Annotated in this window: 14 protein-coding genes and 1 other annotated feature; of the genes, 5 read left to right on the forward strand and 9 right to left on the reverse strand. The window is 45.7% G+C overall.

The window, feature by feature from the left end; translation table 11 throughout:
* Positions 1-87: 87 nt before the first annotated feature.
* A complete protein-coding gene (gene gpr, locus AC58PV_RS21055) occupies positions 88-1,086 on the reverse strand; it encodes a GPR endopeptidase (RefSeq protein WP_497434343.1) in 999 nt (332 codons plus the stop codon).
* Positions 1,087-1,347: 261 nt separating this feature from the next.
* On the opposite strand from gpr, the gene AC58PV_RS21060 reads away from it, so the two are divergent.
* Positions 1,348-2,022 carry a DNA-binding response regulator gene (locus tag AC58PV_RS21060; protein ID WP_497434344.1) on the forward strand — a complete coding sequence of 225 codons (675 nt, stop codon included), beginning with the start codon at positions 1,348-1,350 and terminating at the stop codon, positions 2,020-2,022.
* 1,172 nt (positions 2,023-3,194) lie between these two features.
* On the forward strand, positions 3,195-3,446 hold the full coding sequence (gene rpsT, locus AC58PV_RS21065; RefSeq protein ID WP_056609803.1) for a 30S ribosomal protein S20: 252 nt from the start codon (positions 3,195-3,197) through the stop codon (positions 3,444-3,446).
* A gap of 74 nt (positions 3,447-3,520) precedes the next feature.
* Here the strand turns inward: rpsT and holA are convergent, their stop codons facing one another.
* The 4 genes from holA to AC58PV_RS21085 all read right to left on the reverse strand — a co-directional run bounded on the left by holA (position 3,521) and on the right by AC58PV_RS21085 (position 9,353).
* The gene (gene holA / locus AC58PV_RS21070; protein ID WP_497434346.1) at positions 3,521-4,549 is read right to left on the reverse strand and encodes a DNA polymerase III subunit delta; all 1,029 of its coding nucleotides are present in this window, start codon (positions 4,547-4,549) and stop codon (positions 3,521-3,523) included.
* Between the two features lie 195 nt (positions 4,550-4,744).
* Positions 4,745-5,971: an anti-sigma factor family protein gene (locus tag AC58PV_RS21075; RefSeq protein ID WP_497434347.1), complete on the reverse strand. Its 1,227-nt coding sequence runs from the start codon at positions 5,969-5,971 to the stop codon at positions 4,745-4,747.
* Entirely contained in the window at positions 5,968-6,516 is a 549-nt protein-coding gene (locus AC58PV_RS21080; protein WP_497434348.1) for an RNA polymerase sigma factor, read from the reverse strand. Before AC58PV_RS21080 ends, AC58PV_RS21075 begins: the two co-directional genes overlap by 4 nt.
* A gap of 281 nt (positions 6,517-6,797) precedes the next feature.
* Positions 6,798-9,353: a ComEC/Rec2 family competence protein gene (locus tag AC58PV_RS21085; RefSeq protein ID WP_497434349.1), complete on the reverse strand. Its 2,556-nt coding sequence runs from the start codon at positions 9,351-9,353 to the stop codon at positions 6,798-6,800.
* A gap of 299 nt (positions 9,354-9,652) precedes the next feature.
* On the opposite strand from AC58PV_RS21085, the gene AC58PV_RS21090 reads away from it, so the two are divergent.
* Positions 9,653-10,108 (forward strand): MarR family winged helix-turn-helix transcriptional regulator, encoded by a 456-nt coding sequence (locus tag AC58PV_RS21090; RefSeq protein WP_497434350.1) that lies wholly within the window; start codon positions 9,653-9,655, stop codon positions 10,106-10,108.
* Between the two features lie 15 nt (positions 10,109-10,123).
* Positions 10,124-11,386 carry an MFS transporter gene (locus tag AC58PV_RS21095; RefSeq protein ID WP_497434352.1) on the forward strand — a complete coding sequence of 421 codons (1,263 nt, stop codon included), beginning with the start codon at positions 10,124-10,126 and terminating at the stop codon, positions 11,384-11,386.
* A 77-nt stretch (positions 11,387-11,463) separates the two neighbouring features.
* On the opposite strand, the gene AC58PV_RS21100 is transcribed toward AC58PV_RS21095, so the two are convergent.
* Entirely contained in the window at positions 11,464-11,976 is a 513-nt protein-coding gene (locus AC58PV_RS21100) for a deoxycytidylate deaminase (protein WP_497434353.1), read from the reverse strand.
* Between the two features lie 98 nt (positions 11,977-12,074).
* Complete coding sequence (locus tag AC58PV_RS21105; protein ID WP_497434354.1) at positions 12,075-12,614, reverse strand: ComEA family DNA-binding protein; 540 nt, start codon at positions 12,612-12,614, stop codon at positions 12,075-12,077.
* A gap of 227 nt (positions 12,615-12,841) precedes the next feature.
* On the opposite strand from AC58PV_RS21105, the gene comER reads away from it, so the two are divergent.
* The gene (comER, locus tag AC58PV_RS21110; protein WP_497434355.1) at positions 12,842-13,675 is read left to right on the forward strand and encodes a late competence protein ComER; all 834 of its coding nucleotides are present in this window, start codon (positions 12,842-12,844) and stop codon (positions 13,673-13,675) included.
* A gap of 27 nt (positions 13,676-13,702) precedes the next feature.
* Here comER and leuS read toward each other — a convergent pair whose 3' ends face one another.
* On the reverse strand, positions 13,703-16,162 hold the full coding sequence (leuS, locus tag AC58PV_RS21115; protein WP_497434357.1) for a leucine--tRNA ligase: 2,460 nt from the start codon (positions 16,160-16,162) through the stop codon (positions 13,703-13,705).
* A gap of 80 nt (positions 16,163-16,242) precedes the next feature.
* Positions 16,243-16,486 (reverse strand) — a binding site (T-box leader).
* 70 nt (positions 16,487-16,556) lie between these two features.
* A complete protein-coding gene (locus tag AC58PV_RS21120) occupies positions 16,557-17,318 on the reverse strand; it encodes a class I SAM-dependent DNA methyltransferase (RefSeq protein WP_497434358.1) in 762 nt (253 codons plus the stop codon).

Below are 17,318 nucleotides of genomic sequence, written 5' to 3' on the forward strand. Positions count from 1 at the left end.
GGAGAGGAAACCAAGCTTCCCGATTTGGGAAGATGCGAATGCCAAAAAGAACTGACCCACATTAGTAGGCTCAGTTCTTTCGTTTCATTAATGGGTATAGGCAGCCACGTTATCGACATCTACCGCGTCATGTAAGGCCGCATTTAAGCCGCTGGCGATGATATTGGCAATATCCTCAATAAACTGGTCAATCTCCTTCGGTGTAACGAGCAGATCATGCCCTACGGGGTTTAGTACCTCTTTCACTAGTTGAAGCCGTTCATCTTCGTTGATATTATCCAGAAGTCCAAAGATCTGCCCCGTATTGCTCGTCTGACCGCTGAAATGCTTCTGCATAAGGTCAAAGGCATTATTCACAATAGTCGAGGCATATACGACCGTTGGAACACCAATTGCAATAACAGGGATGCCTAGCTGTTCCTTCGTCAAACCTTTGCGCTTGTTACCAATGCCTGAACCTGGATGGATGCCGGTATCCGCGATCTGTATCGTCGTATTAACACGATCCAAGGATCTGGAAGCAAGCGCATCTATCGCGATGATGAAATCCGGTTTGGATTTGTCCACAATCCCTTGCACGATATCGCTGCTTTCTATCCCCGTCGTACCAAGTACTCCAGGTGCAACGGCACTCACGGCTCGATAGCCTGGACTCACATCTTCCGGCACCAGCTCAAAGTAATGCCGCGTCACCATGACATTCTCAACGACAAGAGGTCCTAGCGCATCGGGCGTCACATTCCCATTGCCCAGTCCGATAATCAGCGCTTTCGCATTTTTGGGAATGCCAATTTGTTTTAAAAACTGCTCAAACTCCTGAGCAAGCTTCGTCGCAACGCGATCTTGAAGCTGGCTGTCCTTCTCCCGCAGTGCAGGTACTTCAATCGTTATATAATGACCCAAAAGCTTACCAAGCGCTTTGGAGCCTTCTTCGTTTAGTACGTTAATTTTGGTTACGCGAATCCCGTTTTCCCGTGTGAACTCCTGTTCAATACCTGGAATCGGTTGCCCCTGATTGGCTGCATGGGCCATATCCCTTGCATCAAGTGCAAGATCGGTCTGTGTGTTAAACATGCCTAAATCCATTGGAGGTCCCCTTTCATACTTGCGCTGTATTGCATATTGTGCGACAGTTACCGCGGCGTTATACAGAGATGGGAAGCCTTAGTTTCCTCACCCTCATACCCAGCCGGGTAATTGTTAATGTTTATAAAAAACGCATGAAAATGTTATGCTCATTTCAACTGATAATACTAATCTCACGCAAAGCATGCGCCGTTTCTACTTCTCACTAGAGTTGTGGAAGCGGCGCTATTTTTATTTTCGAAGGAGTGTGCTGAAATAACCTTGAATCAATTTGACTGCGAACACCAACGATGGCTGAATTCCCATTTGGCCAAGAGGAAAGGCGAAGCGCTAAGGAAATTACAAACCGGACACGCTTTTGCTGAAAAAGAGTTTCTACGTTCACTATGGTGGAACGCTTTTGGGCATTTTCATTATTTTCATCCGGAATATGAGATTGTTGACTTCGCGGATGGGAAAAGATATCTCGATTTCGCGTATATTCGTGCGGGTATCCGCATTGCGCTTGAGATCGATCCCTATGGTACTCACTATGATAAATTGGATCGAAGGCAATACTCGAATCAATGGGTACGTCATATGCACCTTGTGAATGACGGTTGGATCATCATCCGAATCAGTTTAGATGACATAAGAGAGCGTCCGCGTCTATGGCAAGCGTTGCTCCAGCAGCTTATTGGTAGATTGTTCGGGGAACACGAATCTACTGCAAGTCAGTTAAGTGGCCAAGAAAGAGATATTCTACGGTTAGCACTACGAATGGATCGTCCGATTAAGCTCGCCGATGTGAAAGACGTGTTGCGTTACGGATATGATACTGCGAGGAAATACATCAGACGCCTAGAAGATAAGAAATGGCTTCTTCCCGAAGTCAAAGGCGCCGCTAGGATACATACTTGGATAGTCGATACGACTCGCAGGCCGCCATTGTTGTGACGGTGTGGGGAACTTTTCGGCGCTCCCGGTGGCTAAATCACCAAATGCCCGCTCATGACCTCCCATCACCCTCTGCACTTGCTCCTACTTCTGCATTCGCTCCTCCAGCTGCACTCACTACTTCTTCTGCACTTACCCCCCACTGCAGTCACTACTCCTACTCCTGCACATGCTCCCCTTACTGTACTCACTCCTACTTCTGCACTCGCTCCCCTTACTGTACTCACTCCTACTACTACACTTGCTCCAATTAGTCCGAATTTGCCCACTTAAATCACCTTTCCAGCTCATCAAATCACAATTAGTCAGGAAAAACACAACTAAATCAGCTCAAACTACCTCCACGCGTGAAAAATGGCAATTTAGTTCGGCAAAACCTGACTATTCATCACTTTATGGAAAGAATCCGTGAATTAGTTCGGGAAAATCGGACTATTGGAGATTCTGAGATTGGCTTAAGCCTGAAAGCGAAAGAGGGTTGGGCTTGAAGTGATAGCGAGGAGCTACTGTAGAGAGAAGTGAAGATACAATAGACGGAAGCGAGCTGCTATAGGCGGAAAGGAGCTACTTTAGCGGAAAAAGGAGCTACTATAGAGGGAAAAGAGCTAATTTAGACGGAAGTGAGTTACAACAGATGGTAAGGATCTGCAATAGACGGAAAGGTGTTACAATAAAAGAGGAGCTCCGGTGAGCGGGAGTGATGAACTAAAGTGAAGTGAAATCGAGGAGTTAAAGTGTGACACAGTAAACAACAGCAGCGTACATATACACCTGAACAATTAGTCCGAATTTGCCCACTTAAATCACCTTTACAACTCATCAAATCACAATTAGTCAGAAAAAACACAACTAAATCAGCTCAAACTACCTCCACGTGTGAAAAATGGCAATTTAGTTCGGCAAAACCTGACTATTCATCACTTTGTGGAAAGAATCCGTGAATTAGTTCGGAGAAATCGGACTATTGGAGATTCTGGGGTGTGCTTAAGCCTGTAAGTGAGAAAGAGGGATGAGCTTAATGTGACAGCGAGGCCCTGAGCAGCTACTGATGACCACTGAAAACCTATTGACAGCTCTTGCAATTTGAAATATTGCGTGGTAGAATACTTAAAGTTGTCAGCAAACATACAAATGTAACGTTGAACGTGTTTTGTAAGTAGGAGGTGAATTTCATGCCAAACATTAAATCCGCTATTAAACGAGTAAAAGTTAGCGAAAAGCGTCGTCTTCGTAACGCTTCCCACAAGTCCGCTTTGCGTACTGCTGTGAAAGCTTTCGAAACAGCTTTGACCCCTGAAGCTTTAGTTTCTGCTTCTAAGAAATTAGACAAAGCTGCTTCTAAAGGTTTAATTCATAAAAATGCCGCTAACCGCAAGAAGTCCCGTCTAGCTAAAAAGCTAAACGCTCTTTCGGCTCAAGCGTAATTCACGGACATAAAGCAGAAGACTAATCCTCCTAGGAGAATTAGTCTTCTTTCCGTTCACGCCAAAATTTCTTCCTAGGCAGCGAGCCTAAGAAGAAATAGTTCCAAGCCTAACACTTTATCGATTTTCCCCGTTTTCATCTGCAAATCAAGATCAGCCAGCTCGCCCATAATCCGACTCAGCTTCTCCCCATCGTACTTTCGCGCTTGTCCTTCAGCAACTTTGACCGCAAATGGATGCAAACCAATCTGTGAAGCCATTTGTTGATGCGAATAGCCTTGCTTGCCAAGTTCCTTCACTTGCAACATGATCCGGAATTGTCTGGCGATAAGTGCAGCGATTTTGATCGGCTCCTCACGCTGCTTCAGAAGCTCCTCTAAGATCACAAAAGCCCGCTCCAACCTCACATTCACGATATCTTCAATAAGGATGAATACGTTCTGCTCCGTGCTCCGAGCAACCAACTGATCAATAACATCAGGCGAAGCTACGCCTTCAGCACCGACAAATAATGAAATTTTCTCGAGTTCAGCTGATAATGATTGCAAATTCCCGCCTGTGTACAGAATTAATTGATCAGCCGCGCCGCCTGAGAAGGCAAAACCTAACGTGCTCGCTTGTTTCGCAACCCAGTGTGTCAATTCCTCTGGGCTCAAAGAAAGAAATGGCACAGCGGCTTCCATGTCTTTGAGAGCTTTGACAATTTTCTTACGCTCGTCCAACTTATCCGCATCAACCGTAAACACCACAATCGTATGTTCTGCAGGTGATTTCAAGTAGGCGGTTAAACGATCCATATTGTGCTCTATCTTCGTGTTTTCCTTGGCACCTGTGAAAAACAAGGCATTTTTAGCAATAACTAATTTCTTAGGCACCATAAAAGGTAGCGTTTCTGCATCATCTAACGCAGAGGAAAGTGACATTTCACTCAAATCGAATTTACTCACCGCAAATTCCCGATCCTCTGGCCCCATGAGTGAATCCGTTAAGATCTGAATAAATTCGCGCATTTTATATTTCTCAGGTCCGTAGCACAAATAGACGGGCGCTGGGCGACCTGCTTGTATATCTTTCAATGCTCTTTTGGCATCCATGACGTGCATTCACCCCTCCTGTTTATTTTAACAACAACAAAGGGATTACGTCAAAGCCCGAAGACTTTGAAGCAATCCCTTCGCCAGTCTATTTAAACACCGACTTAAGGCCCTAGAAACCTTAACTCGTGTGGATGAATGAACTGTTCCTTGTTCCCTAAGTTAGTTTACGCAAGTCAGCCAAATTGGTGCATAATAATTCGCTTATTTATTGGCTTCAGTTTTCTCTTTGACATCGATCAGAATCGTTTGAAGCACGCCCTTGCTAGTTACCTCGTAAAACAGCTTGTCATCCTTCGACCATTCCAACAACTTGATTTGATCCTCTGCCTGCCAAACATGCTTGGAAGCATATACGAGCTCAAGTGTTTGTGTATGCCGAATGACCACGTGCGCATCTTCAATCGTTGCCTCATAAATACCCGTCGAAGACTTCAACTTAACATCCCCTTGAGGAATTGTTAATGAAAGAATACCTTGACTTGCACTTATTCGATCTGAACTCGATGGATCAACGGAAGGTGCAGGAGCCATTTTCTTGGAAGACTCTGTCGGCTTCGGTTCTAACGTCGATTTCGGAACATTTAAGCTAGCAGTCGGACTTGTGACTTCTGGAATTGGATCAACCTTATCTGACTTTGGAACCGAAACTTCCGGATCTTTCAATCGCTCAGGAGCCGAGGTAGAAGGTAAAATCTTGTTGGTCTTTAACTCACCACCACTTGCTGGTGAACTATAAGCACCAGGTTTTTCCAACTGGGCATTGGAAGTAGCTTGCGGCGCATTCCCACCATTATCCCTAGGCGTGTTAGCTGTGTCTGTTCCTTTTACAAACACATCCGCTGTTGGGGCAACAGGTGCTGCTTCACTTAATCCAGCGTTTTCCTGGTTTTTTGCAATCTGATTGTTCTCTATACTTTGATTCTCTTGGGAAGTTGCAGCTGCACGCTTCTCAGGTGCTGGTTTGCTATCCGAGCTTGAGCGTGACATGATTCCGTCTGCATTGTCGATAACGGGATTCCCCAAGTTAAATGCGAAGAATCCAATAATCAATCCCGCGGCAACGACACCGCTAGCGAATTTCCACGAGAACTGATCTTTAAACCGGCTCAAGCCTGTGCGCTTTGGCATGTCTTCTTCTAATTCTGTCCTTGCAACCTTCGATGGGAATACAACGACATTGTCCGCTGCATTCGCCTCATTTTGCTTATCCAATTGGAGCAGTTGCGGCATAATAGCATCAACCAAACTAAAAGGTGGCGTAACCTTAGGAAGCTGGGACAATTCGTTCGACAATGCCCGCAGACGCTCAAACATCTGTGCACAGTCCGAACAATGCATTAGGTGAGCATGCAGCTCATTTTCTTCTTCTGGAGCTAAATCTCCATCTAGCTGTCTTTGCATGTACATCATCACCTCTTGACATTTCATCCCCGAACACCTCCTTTCTGATAATCTTGGAGTAACGACTGTAAGGTGTGTCTAGCTCGGAATAAGTAAGACTTCACCGTATTGAGTGGTAAGTTAAGCGATTCTGCAATTTCATGATACGAAAAGTCTTGCAAATAACGTAGAACAACTACAGTGCGATGGTGTTCGGGAAGCTTTTCAATTGCCTCTCTGATATCCTGAGCGAGGTAGCCTGTCAATATTTCTTGTTCTACATCATTATCAGCTGTAAAAGTCATCTCATGCTCATCCATTGAAACCGTTGGCTTCGCTCTGCGAAATTTATCGATGCAGATGTTCGTAACAATCCGCTGAACCCACGTTTTGAACAAAGCTTTTTCTTCATAGGAATTAATTTTGGTATAAATCCGAAGAAGAGCTTCCTGCGAAGCATCAAGCGCATCCTGTTCATTATTCAAAATATAAAAAGCCGTTCGATAAACGTGAGACTCAATCTCTCGCAATAGGGTAATGAGCGCATCACGGTCACCGGCTTGTGCTTTTCTTACCAGTTCGGGTGCTATCACTGGGATCCCTCCCCCTTGCAATCTTACAGACGTGAGCGCGTCTCATAAGGTTGCATTTTTTTAGAATAAATATATTAATAACTTGCATCTATCAGAATAACAAATAATAAGCTACATAACATCTTTTAGACGTAAAAAATGAAAATTAGTTTCACAACAGTCGATTTTTATAAAAGAAAATGCCCTAGACAGGCATTTCCATTCGGAAATATTACTGCTACGGCTGTTCCAAGACTATTTTAATAAGTCACCAGCGTCTATCTATGAAAATATTGTCATTACTATTTCCATAACTTCATCCGTGTCAAAATCCCCGAGTTCTGCACCTCCATCTGCACTTCCCCCATGCGATCAGTACGAAAAATAGCCACGTCTGCCTCTACCAAGCGATCTATAATTTCTGGTGAAGGATGTCCGTAAGTATTCATCGCGCCTACCGAGATAACTGCTGCGGATGGCTGCCAGTATGTCAACCACTCCGAGGTTGTTGAGGTTTTACTGCCGTGGTGGGCAACTTTAAGAACATCGATCTTGTTGTTCGGGGTCGGGGCTGTGTTAGGGGAGTTGCGGGGATCACGCAGGTATTCCAGTACTGCCGCTTCGGATTCTTTCTCCATATCTCCTGTAAAAAGCCAACGAGTTCCTTGCATGTCAAGCAAGAAAACAACCGATCTCGCATTCTGCTCTTTGACAATTTCAACCATTGTGGAGTTGGTTTCAAGCGGGTAAATCACCTGCAATTTCGTAACAGGATCAATGGGGATCCAATCTTCTACTTGCGCAGGTAATAAGGGGACTTTCTTTTGAACCAATGTAGAAAAAAAGGTCGTCATGGTGCTGCTCTCTTTAAATGTGCCATTAAATAGAAATTGTTTCACGGGAATCTGTTCGATAACAGCTTGTAAACCACCGCTGTGGTCGGCATCCTCATGTGTGAGAACGAGAAGATCTAGACTTTGAATACCTCGTTTTTTAAGCAGAGGAACTAGTAGTTTTTGCCCGACTTCAAATGGATCCTTGCGGATTTTCCACTCATCCCCTGCCTTACGGAATGTTAGTGTCCCTCCACCGTCAATTAATATATGACGACCGTACGGCGTTCGAATTAAAATGGCATCCCCTTGCCCAACATCAATAAATTGGACTAGACCTGTTCGTTGAAACCGATTCGGTGAATACCCCATCCATAACAGGATGAGAAAGCCAGCTATTGCAAGAAGGAGACTAAGTTTAATCGGCATTCGCTGTGCATTTCCCTTCGGATCAAGTTCCAATTGGATAGGTATCTCATCCTTCGAACTTAGGTAACTGCGATGCCAGAGTAAATAGATAATAACTAGGAATCCATAGTAGAAGCAGATCCATGCCATACTTGGCGATGGCCAGATCATGGTGAGATGAGGAATCTGTTGAAGTTGATCCGTAATCCAGAATATCGCTTGATTCAGCCATGTAATGAGTTGACCAATTCTTTGACCTAACGGAATGTATACTAATCCAAGCGCTAAGGCGACTAAGCCTGCTGGAAACACAATCATGCTGATGACAGGGACCAACACGGCATTCGCCAACCAAGATAACAATGAAAATTGATTGAAATAGTAGATCGAAACAGGAAAAGAAACGGATTGGGAAACGAGTGTGATGGCGAGGGTGTTTTTGAGTGTGGAAGAAGTCATCCAAGGAGATATTAAGGTTGTTACTCTCTGTACCCCGAGGATGAGTCCAAGTGTGACTAGGAAGGAGAGCTGGAAGCTTACATCAAGTAAGAAGTAAGGATCCCATACAAGCATCGACCAAGCGGCCAGTGCTAAGATGTGCAGCACCTCTTTCATTCCTCCTCGACGTGCAGCATACAACGCAATCATCGACATAAGACCTGCCCGAACGATGGACGGTGATGCCCCAGTGACGAGAACGTAAAACGGGAGTAGACACATGCATATGAGCAAATAAGTTTCCTTCGTCACTTTAAAGCGTCGTAAGACCCAGATGCACACGCCTAGGAAAACGGCAATATTCAAGCCTGAGATTGCTAAAATATGTGTAAGTCCCAGCTCCGAAAATTGCTGGAAACGATCTGGATCCAGATCGTCCGTGAGGCCGATCAACATGCTTTTCATGAATCCCGCCTGCGACGCGGGAAAGATCACGTCCATTCGCCTGCTGAGCGCAGCGCGCAGCTCGTCGTTCCAGCGCAGGGGCTGGACGACGCTGAACTGCGCCGCCGCAGGCTGCACCTGCGCCTGATCCACCCCTTTGGCTGAAAGCAGCCAATGGGTGTGGTGAAGGCGCAAGTATCGGCGGTAGTCGAAGCCGCCGAAGTTGCGGGCCGGGGACGGGCTGCGCAGCGTCCCCGTCAACGTCAAGGCGTCGCCGCGGCGCCAGCCCGACGCCACGGTCTGCTGCGCCTGTTCCATCAGGCGCAGCGACACCTGCACGCTTTCCCCGCGGAGCGGGAAAGCGGTGCCCTCTGGGAAGCGGACGGACTCCGCTTCCAGGGTGAAGCTAGCCCTGTCACCGTCAATGGTGACAGGGCTGGCAAACCGGCCGAGCAGCGTGACCTCGCTGCCCGCCTCACCCACCTGCCCCTGCTGCGCCAGCGGCAGCGCAGTGATGTTGCGCTGGTCGTTCCCTTGATAATAGCCGTAGGCTATTAAGACCAGCAGCAAAGCGCCCAGCGGCTGGCGGCCAGGCAGCCGCAGCACATAAATAATCAGAAGCGCGGCTAACAACAGCGCGCTCGACATCCATGTCAGCCACGCGAGCTCGGTATAAATCGCGAGCACATAGCCACTTATCCACAGACAGCATCCTTGAACAACTGGTCTTTTCACGCGTTAATCTCTCCTTCATTTTTCTTTTTCATTTTTTCACTTTTCATTTTTACTTTTGGTTCTTCTTTTTCTTTTTCTTTTTCTAATGATCCCACACCAAAAAACCTCCCTCGCGCCCCAAATAGCTGCGCAAGAAAGAGGTTCTTCCCCTTACTACATTCATTTAATTAACAATTCTGAATCCCTCAAACTACTTCCTCACTTTTTTCCAGATCACAATGTTTCATAAAATTAAATTGACAGGTAAATGAACTTGTTCTATATTCGTTGTACATACAAAATACTATCGGAGGTATAACATGACGAACAACTCTCAAACACCTGAAACCAATGGCAATGAAGATTTCTTGCATCAATGCCTATACTTCACGACGAATCGGCTTAGTCGGGCAATTAGTCGAATGGCCGATGATGCCTTTGCAACAACAGGACTTGCACCTGCTTACGGTTATTTACTCAGACTGGTTGTTGCAAAACCCGGCATTTCTCAGAAAGAACTTTCAGAAAAACTTTATATCACACCATCTACGCTCACCCGATTTATCGATAAATTGGAAATCAAACGGCTCGTAGAGCGCCAAGTGAAGGGTAAAACTGTGCTCGTCTTTCCTACGGAAAAGGCTATAGAACTCGAGCCAACCATTCGCGCAGCATCAAAGGAGCTTCTTCGGTCTTATAAGGCTATTCTTGGAGATGAAATCGCGACAATCTTGACGCAATCTTTGGAATCAGCTAGTGAGAAGTTAGAAATATAAGATGAGGTGTAGAATATGAATCAGACAAAAAGCAAGTTACATTATGGCTGGATCATTGTTATGCTAACGTTTGTCACATTACTTGTGTCAGCTGGCATCCGTTCCATGCCCAGTGTCTTAATGATCCCTTTCCAAGAAGAATTCGGTTGGAGCCGCGGGGCGATATCAAGTGTTGCTTCTATCGGCATTTTGCTATATGGACTTGTAGGTCCGTTTTCTGCAGCACTGCTATTGCGCTTTGGAATACGCAAGGTTGTATTGCTCGCACTGTCCATCTTAGGTGCCAGCCTTGCCGTCACACCGCTAATTAATTCCTTATGGCAGTTCGATTTGCTATGGGGAGTCGTTTCCGGGCTTGCAAGCGGAATGATGGCGAATGTACTTGGTATTACGGTCAGCAATCTATGGTTCGTCAAGCGTAAAGGGCTCGTCGTTGGCATACTGACCGCAAGTGCAGCAACGGGTCAACTGCTATTCCTCCCTTTGATTGCGAAGGTGACTTCGGATTACGGCTGGCGGTATGCGATGTATGCAGCGGTAGTCGCTATCCTAGTTGTATTTATTCTTGTAGCACTATGGATGAGGAACAATCCTTCCGATGTTGGGGCAGCGCCATATGGTACAACAGAAGTTGTAAAGCCAGAACCTTTCAAGGGCAATGTATTTCTTACCCCTATCCAAAACCTTGTTCTTGCATCGAAAAATAAAACATTTTGGCTGCTCGCAGGCACCTTCTTCATTTGTGGTTTCTCAACGAATGGTTTGATCGGCACTCACCTCATTGCCGCTTGCGGAGATTTCGGAATGATGGAAGTTGCGGCTGCTGGACTTCTTGCAATGATGGGGGCGTTTGATTTATTCGGTACAACGATATCTGGTTGGTTAACTGACCGATTTGACAGCCGCTGGCTGCTTTTCTGGTACTACGGTCTGCGCGGATTATCCCTTCTATTCCTACCTTATGCATTGGCGACTACACCTTACATGCTAGTCATATTCTCGGTATTTTACGGACTCGATTGGATTGCGACCGTACCGCCAACCGCTAAACTTGCAGGCGAAACTTTCGGTAAAGAGAAATCTGGCATGATATTTGGCTGGATTGTAGTGGCTCATCAGATGGGGGCTTCATTTGCGGCATACGGAGCAGGTTTAATGCGTGATTGGCTTGGCAGCTACTCACAAGCTTTCTTCATTGCCGGTCTTACTTGCTTCATAGCTGCTCTATTCGCTATTCGTATACAGCGACAACATAAAAAGCAAACTGTACGTTTATAAATTTTCATCAAAAACAGCAATGGGAGTTGTCAACCTAATGACCAACTCCCTAGCTGTCCAATCTGGCGCCACACGATTTAATTCACAACTTCAGAAACCGTGCCCGCTGGGGGCTCATATGCGCTCAACTGACGGAAGGATATGCCTCTGGCTCCCATTAATTCGCTCACCTTCTCATGATCCTTTGGATACCCTCGATGAAACACGATCTCGGTTACCCCGCTATTAGCTAACATGTTCGCACAAGTCCAGCAAGGTTGATCCGTCACGTAGACGGTTGAGCCTTCCCGATCTTCCCGATCGGTGAACAGTAACAAGTTCTGTTCCGCATGTATGGTGCGAATGCAACGGTGTTTCCTTATGACTTCCTCCACGTCAGCAACGACCTTCAGCTCGATTTCTTCCACTAGCATGCAGCCTGCTTCTGTGCAATCCGCTACGCCCATGGGTGCGCCATTATAGGCTGTTCCGAGCAACTTTTTTCCTTGAACTAGCACCGCTCCAACATGTCTACGGTTACACCGCGAGCGCGTGGAGGCCATATAGGCAATATCGAGGAAATAGGTATCCCAATCTTTCCGGATGCTCATGATGCTTGACTCCCTCCTGATGACATTTCTTTACTCATTTTCGATGTTCAAACTATTTCTAGTATTTTCTCATATTTTGCTAGAAATGAAAAGACGAGCTAGAGTGGCACCACAAACACTTGCCCCTTTATCTTCGCAAACATTTTCTCTCCAATTCCTTTCACGTCCATAAGTTCTTCGACTCGCTTGAAACGTCCCTTCTTCATACGGTACTCGAGAATGGCCCTAGCTTTACTTTCACCGATCCCAGGAAGTTTATCTAACTGCTCCAATGTAGCGGTATTCAAATCGAGAAGTCCCTTTTGAGATTCATTCAATGTAGGTACAGGGATTGGCGAAGCTGTAGCCTGCGTGTCAGTTCCTACGGAGTTTGATTCTTCAGATCGTGGAGCTGTGTAAGTGGATACATCTTCAGACTTAGGTGCAGCGGTCGCACTCGCTTTTGGTGTCGCTTTCGGTTTATCTGAGCCGACAGACACTGCTTTTCCTGCTGCCGCTTTTTTCTCATTCTCCCCTTGCATAAGCAATTCTTCCATCTGTGTATTGATTGGCATGAACGCTGTTTGTATCGTTGGCTGCCCTCCACGTAGAAATGGCCACACCACCCAAACGAATAGCGCGACACCGCCAAGAATCATTCCAATTCTCCTTACTCTATTTCCAAATAAATCCACATGCTACCTTCTTTCTTAGCATATTTGCCATTAGGCAACCATATACATAAAAAAGCGTCCCATGGCTACACGGTTAGTCACACAATGTATGAGACGTGCATGTATGTTTAGGCTTGCTTTTCATGGCTGAGTAACCGCGATTATAGGTTGGTTTTCGTATACAGACTGATTTTATCGGGAGGGATTACTTGATGAAAGCTGGATTCATCGGTACTGGGAGTATGGGAAGTATACTGATAGAAGCATTCATTCATTCCGGGGCATTCAATCCCGAGCAAATTATTGCTAGCAATCGGACATTGCGTAAAGTTGAACTACTTGCGGAGAACTATCCTGGTCTACAGGTGGCAGAATCGAATCGTGAAGTCGTACGTGGAAGTGATTTGATTTTCCTTTGTGTGAAACCATCCGAGTTTAAAAAGGTTATTGATGAAATCAAAGAGGACGTGCTTTCCTCTCAATTTATAATATCCATCACAAGTCCCATTCTGATTAAGCATTTGGAAGGCCTATTACCAGCTAAAATAAGTAAAATCATACCGAGTATTACGAATTATGTGTTAAGTGGTGCTACGCTATGTATTCATGGGAATCGCATGCAGCCTGAAGATAAAGAATGGCTTGAAAACATTTTCACACATATCTCTACACCGATTCGAGTATCCGAGAGTTATACGAGAATATCATCTGATTTATCAAGTTGCGGCCCTGCTTTCCTAGCTAGTTTTATTCAAGCATTCATTGATGCAGCTGTGGAAGAAACAGGTGTTTCTGTTGAGGAAGCTACTTTACTTGCTAGTGAAATGACATTAGGTACTGGGAAATTGCTTACAACGGGAGGATTTAACCCTATCTCCTTACAAAAAAGGGTATCTGTTCCAGGAGGAATTACAGCAGAAGGTTTGCGCATTTTGGAAAAGGAATTTTGCGGTGTGTTCTCTCAAGTCATTCGTGCTACGCATGCTAAGTATGAAGAAGACATTGAGAAGGCTGAGCAGCTCCTTACGATAAAACAAAAGCAGTAGCCTTCCCAATGCATGAATCCTTCGTTCTTAACCTACAACGATATTAACTAATTTACCTTTAACAACAATCAATTTGCGAACGGCCTTTCCGGCGGTCGCTTCTTTGACTTTGTCGAGTTCGAAAGCCAATTTCTCCATCGCTGCTTCATCTGTATCTTTGGAGATCATGATGCGGTCAACGATTTTGCCATTGATCTGTACAACGATTTCAACTTCGTTATCTACCGTCCATGCTTCGTCATAAGCTGGCCATGGTTCGTACGTGATAGATTCCACTCCGCCTAATTTCTCCCAAAGCTCTTCAGCCAAGTGAGGTGCAAGTGGTGAAAGCACCTGTACAAAATTTTTCATCGCTTCGAGTGGCAAACGTTCTGTTTTATAAGCTTCATTGACAAAAATCATCATTTGGCTAATCGCTGTATTGAAGCGAAGTGCCTCGAAATCTTCCGTAATTTTCTTGATCGAACGGTGCCAAGTACGCTTGAATGCATCACTGCCTAGCGTCTCATCCCCGCTAATTTTCGTATGAAGCTGGCCGTTGTCATCAACGAACAAACGCCATACACGATTCAAGAAACGGTTAATGCCATCTACACCTGTTGTGTTCCACGGTTTTGTAGCTTCTAGTGGCCCCATGAACATTTCATAAATACGAAGCGTATCCGCACCTTGATCATTCACGATATCATCTGGATTCACGACATTGCCGCGTGATTTACTCATTTTCTCCATGTTTTCGCCAAGAATCATCCCTTGGTTAACAAGCTTATGGAACGGCTCTTTGGTGTGAACAAAACCAAGATCATAAAGCACTTTATGCCAGAAACGCGCATACAGCAAGTGAAGAACCGCATGCTCCGCTCCACCAATATACAGATCAACCGGAAGCCATTGTTTTTGCAGCTCATCTGAGCAGAATGCTTGATCATTCTTCGGATCGATGAAACGTAGGTAATACCAGCAGCTTCCTGCCCATTGCGGCATCGTATTCGTCTCACGACGAGCTTTCATACCTGTTTCTGGATCGATTGTGTTCACCCATTCAGAAACGTTAGCAAGCGGTGACTCACCTGTACCGGACGGTTTAATTTCATCCACTTCCGGAAGCAATAATGGCAGTTGATCCACTGGAACTGGCTTCATTGTGCCATCTTCAAGGTGTAGAATCGGAATCGGCTCACCCCAGTAACGTTGACGGCTGAACAACCAGTCTCTCAAACGATACGTTACTTTGCCGCGGCCCTTGCCATTTTGCTCCAACCAAGTGATCATGTGATTGATACCTTGCTCAATGTTTAAGCCATCGATCGGACCAGAGTTCACATGCTTGCCATCGCCAGCATAAGCTTCCTTCTCCACATCTCCGCCTTGAACAACTTCGATAATTGGCAGAGCAAATTGCTTCGCAAACTCCCAGTCACGTTGATCGTGACCTGGAACCGCCATAATCGCTCCTGTGCCGTAACCGCCAAGAACATAATCAGCGATCCAAATTGGCACTTTCGTGTCATTAACGGGATTGATTGCATAAGCCCCTGTGAACACGCCTGATTTGTCTTTCGCCAAGTCTGTACGCTCCAAGTCACTTTTACGTGAAGCTTTCTCTTGATATTCTTTAATCGCAGTAGCTTGCGCTTCTGTTGTAATCTGAGCGACTAGCTCATGCTCGGGTGCCAACACGCAGTACGTCGCTCCGAAAAGCGTATCTGGACGTGTTGTGAACACAGTTAAGCTTTTGTCCGAATGACCTTCAATTGCAAATTGAACTTCGGCTCCTGTGGATTTACCAATCCAGTTACGCTGCATATCCTTAATACTCTCGGACCAATCAAGCTCCTCCAGATCCTCAAGCAAACGCTCTGCATACTCCGTAATTTTCAAAATCCACTGACGCATCGGTTTCCGAATAACCGGGTGGTTACCACGTTCGCTTAATCCATCAATGACTTCCTCGTTCGCAAGTACAGTACCAAGCGCTGGGCACCAGTTAACAGGTACTTCATCAACATAAGCAAGACCTTTATTGTACAGTTGGATGAAAATCCATTGTGTCCATTTGTAGTACTCCGGATCCGTTGTGGAGATCTCACGATCCCAATCGTAAGAGAATCCAAGGGACTTAATTTGACGACGGAATGTATCGATGTTTTTCTTCGTAAACTCGCGAGGGTCATTCCCTGTGTCTAAGGCGTATTGTTCTGCAGGAAGACCGAACGCATCCCACCCCATCGGGTGAAGGACGTTAAAGCCTCTCATCCGCTTAAAACGAGAAACGATATCTGTCGCTGTGTAGCCTTCTGGATGTCCTACATGCAAGCCTGCACCTGAAGGGTACGGAAACATATCTAGCGCATAGAATTTCGGCTTATCCGAATTTTCCAACACCTTAAATGTTTTCTTCGCATCCCAATACGCCTGCCATTTTGGTTCAATCGCTTGCGGATTATAGCCCTGTTGTTCTTTCGTTTCTTTCAATTCCTGTGTCATAGCTTATATGCCTCCTTAAATTACTCTCTGCTCATGTATGCCTATACGCACAAAAAAACCTCACATCGCTAGCGGATATCGCTAGGGACGAGAGGTATAATTCCCGTGGTACCACCCTAGTTAACACAAGGCGTTCTTCACCTGTGTTCACTCTGCCCCTTAACGCGGGTGAGACGATCCAGCTAGCGCATCTGATCCAGGATCAGGCGGTTCACCTTCTAGCTCCGAGGCGAGTTCTCAAGACGAACATCTGTCGGCTCACACCCTAGCTCCGACTCTCTGAAAGATGCTGTTCAAGGTACTATTCCTCATCTAAGCTTTCCATACAACTGATTAGCTTTGATTATATGTAAAATAATGCCGCACTGTCAAGCTGATGACGATTCCGTCGGTATTATTTTTTTGCAATAAAGAAAGCTCGCTCGGTCTTCGCTGTTGGCTGCTCCCAAGTAAAGTCTGCTGCTTGATGCACTTCACGGAAACCTGCTTCGATCAGCATCTGTTCCAGCCACTGCAAGGGATACGCTCTTTGTTCATGCTGCTCATCAATGCGACGGAAAGTTTCGCTTGTTCCGCTGTCTTTGACAAAGATCGTTAAATCATGTTCAATCTGAACGCGTTCCTCATCTAACTCGCTTGTCCAGATATAAGCCACATCGTCTTCATTGAGAAAAAAAGGCTGCGATTCTGCGTAAGCGAACAATTGCTGAGGCGTATGTACATCAAATAGGAATAATCCACCGGGCTTAAGTCCTGCCCATGTTTGGCGGAAAGCGTCCACGATGTCCTCTTCCTCTAACAAATAATTAAGGCTGTCACAGAAAGAGATCGCAACATCAACTTCCTCGCCAAGCTCCCACTCGCGTATATCCTGCTGAATCCAACGGATGCCGCCACAGCGAAGTTGACTAGGTTGTTCGCTGTACTTCTGCTCAGCGACAGCAAGCATGTCCTCGGATAGATCAATACCCGTTACCTGTATGCCTTTTGCAGCCAATGGAATGGATAAATTGCCAGTCCCACAGCCTAAATCAACGAGCGTTGCAGGCTTTATACCAAACCGTTGGAAACTTTCCTTCACGAATCGAAGCCAATCGGCATACGGCATGCTGTTCATCAAGCGATCGTACGTGTAGGCGAATTTTTCGTAACTCAT

Source organism: Paenibacillus sp. J22FR83, from assembly GCF_059691955.1.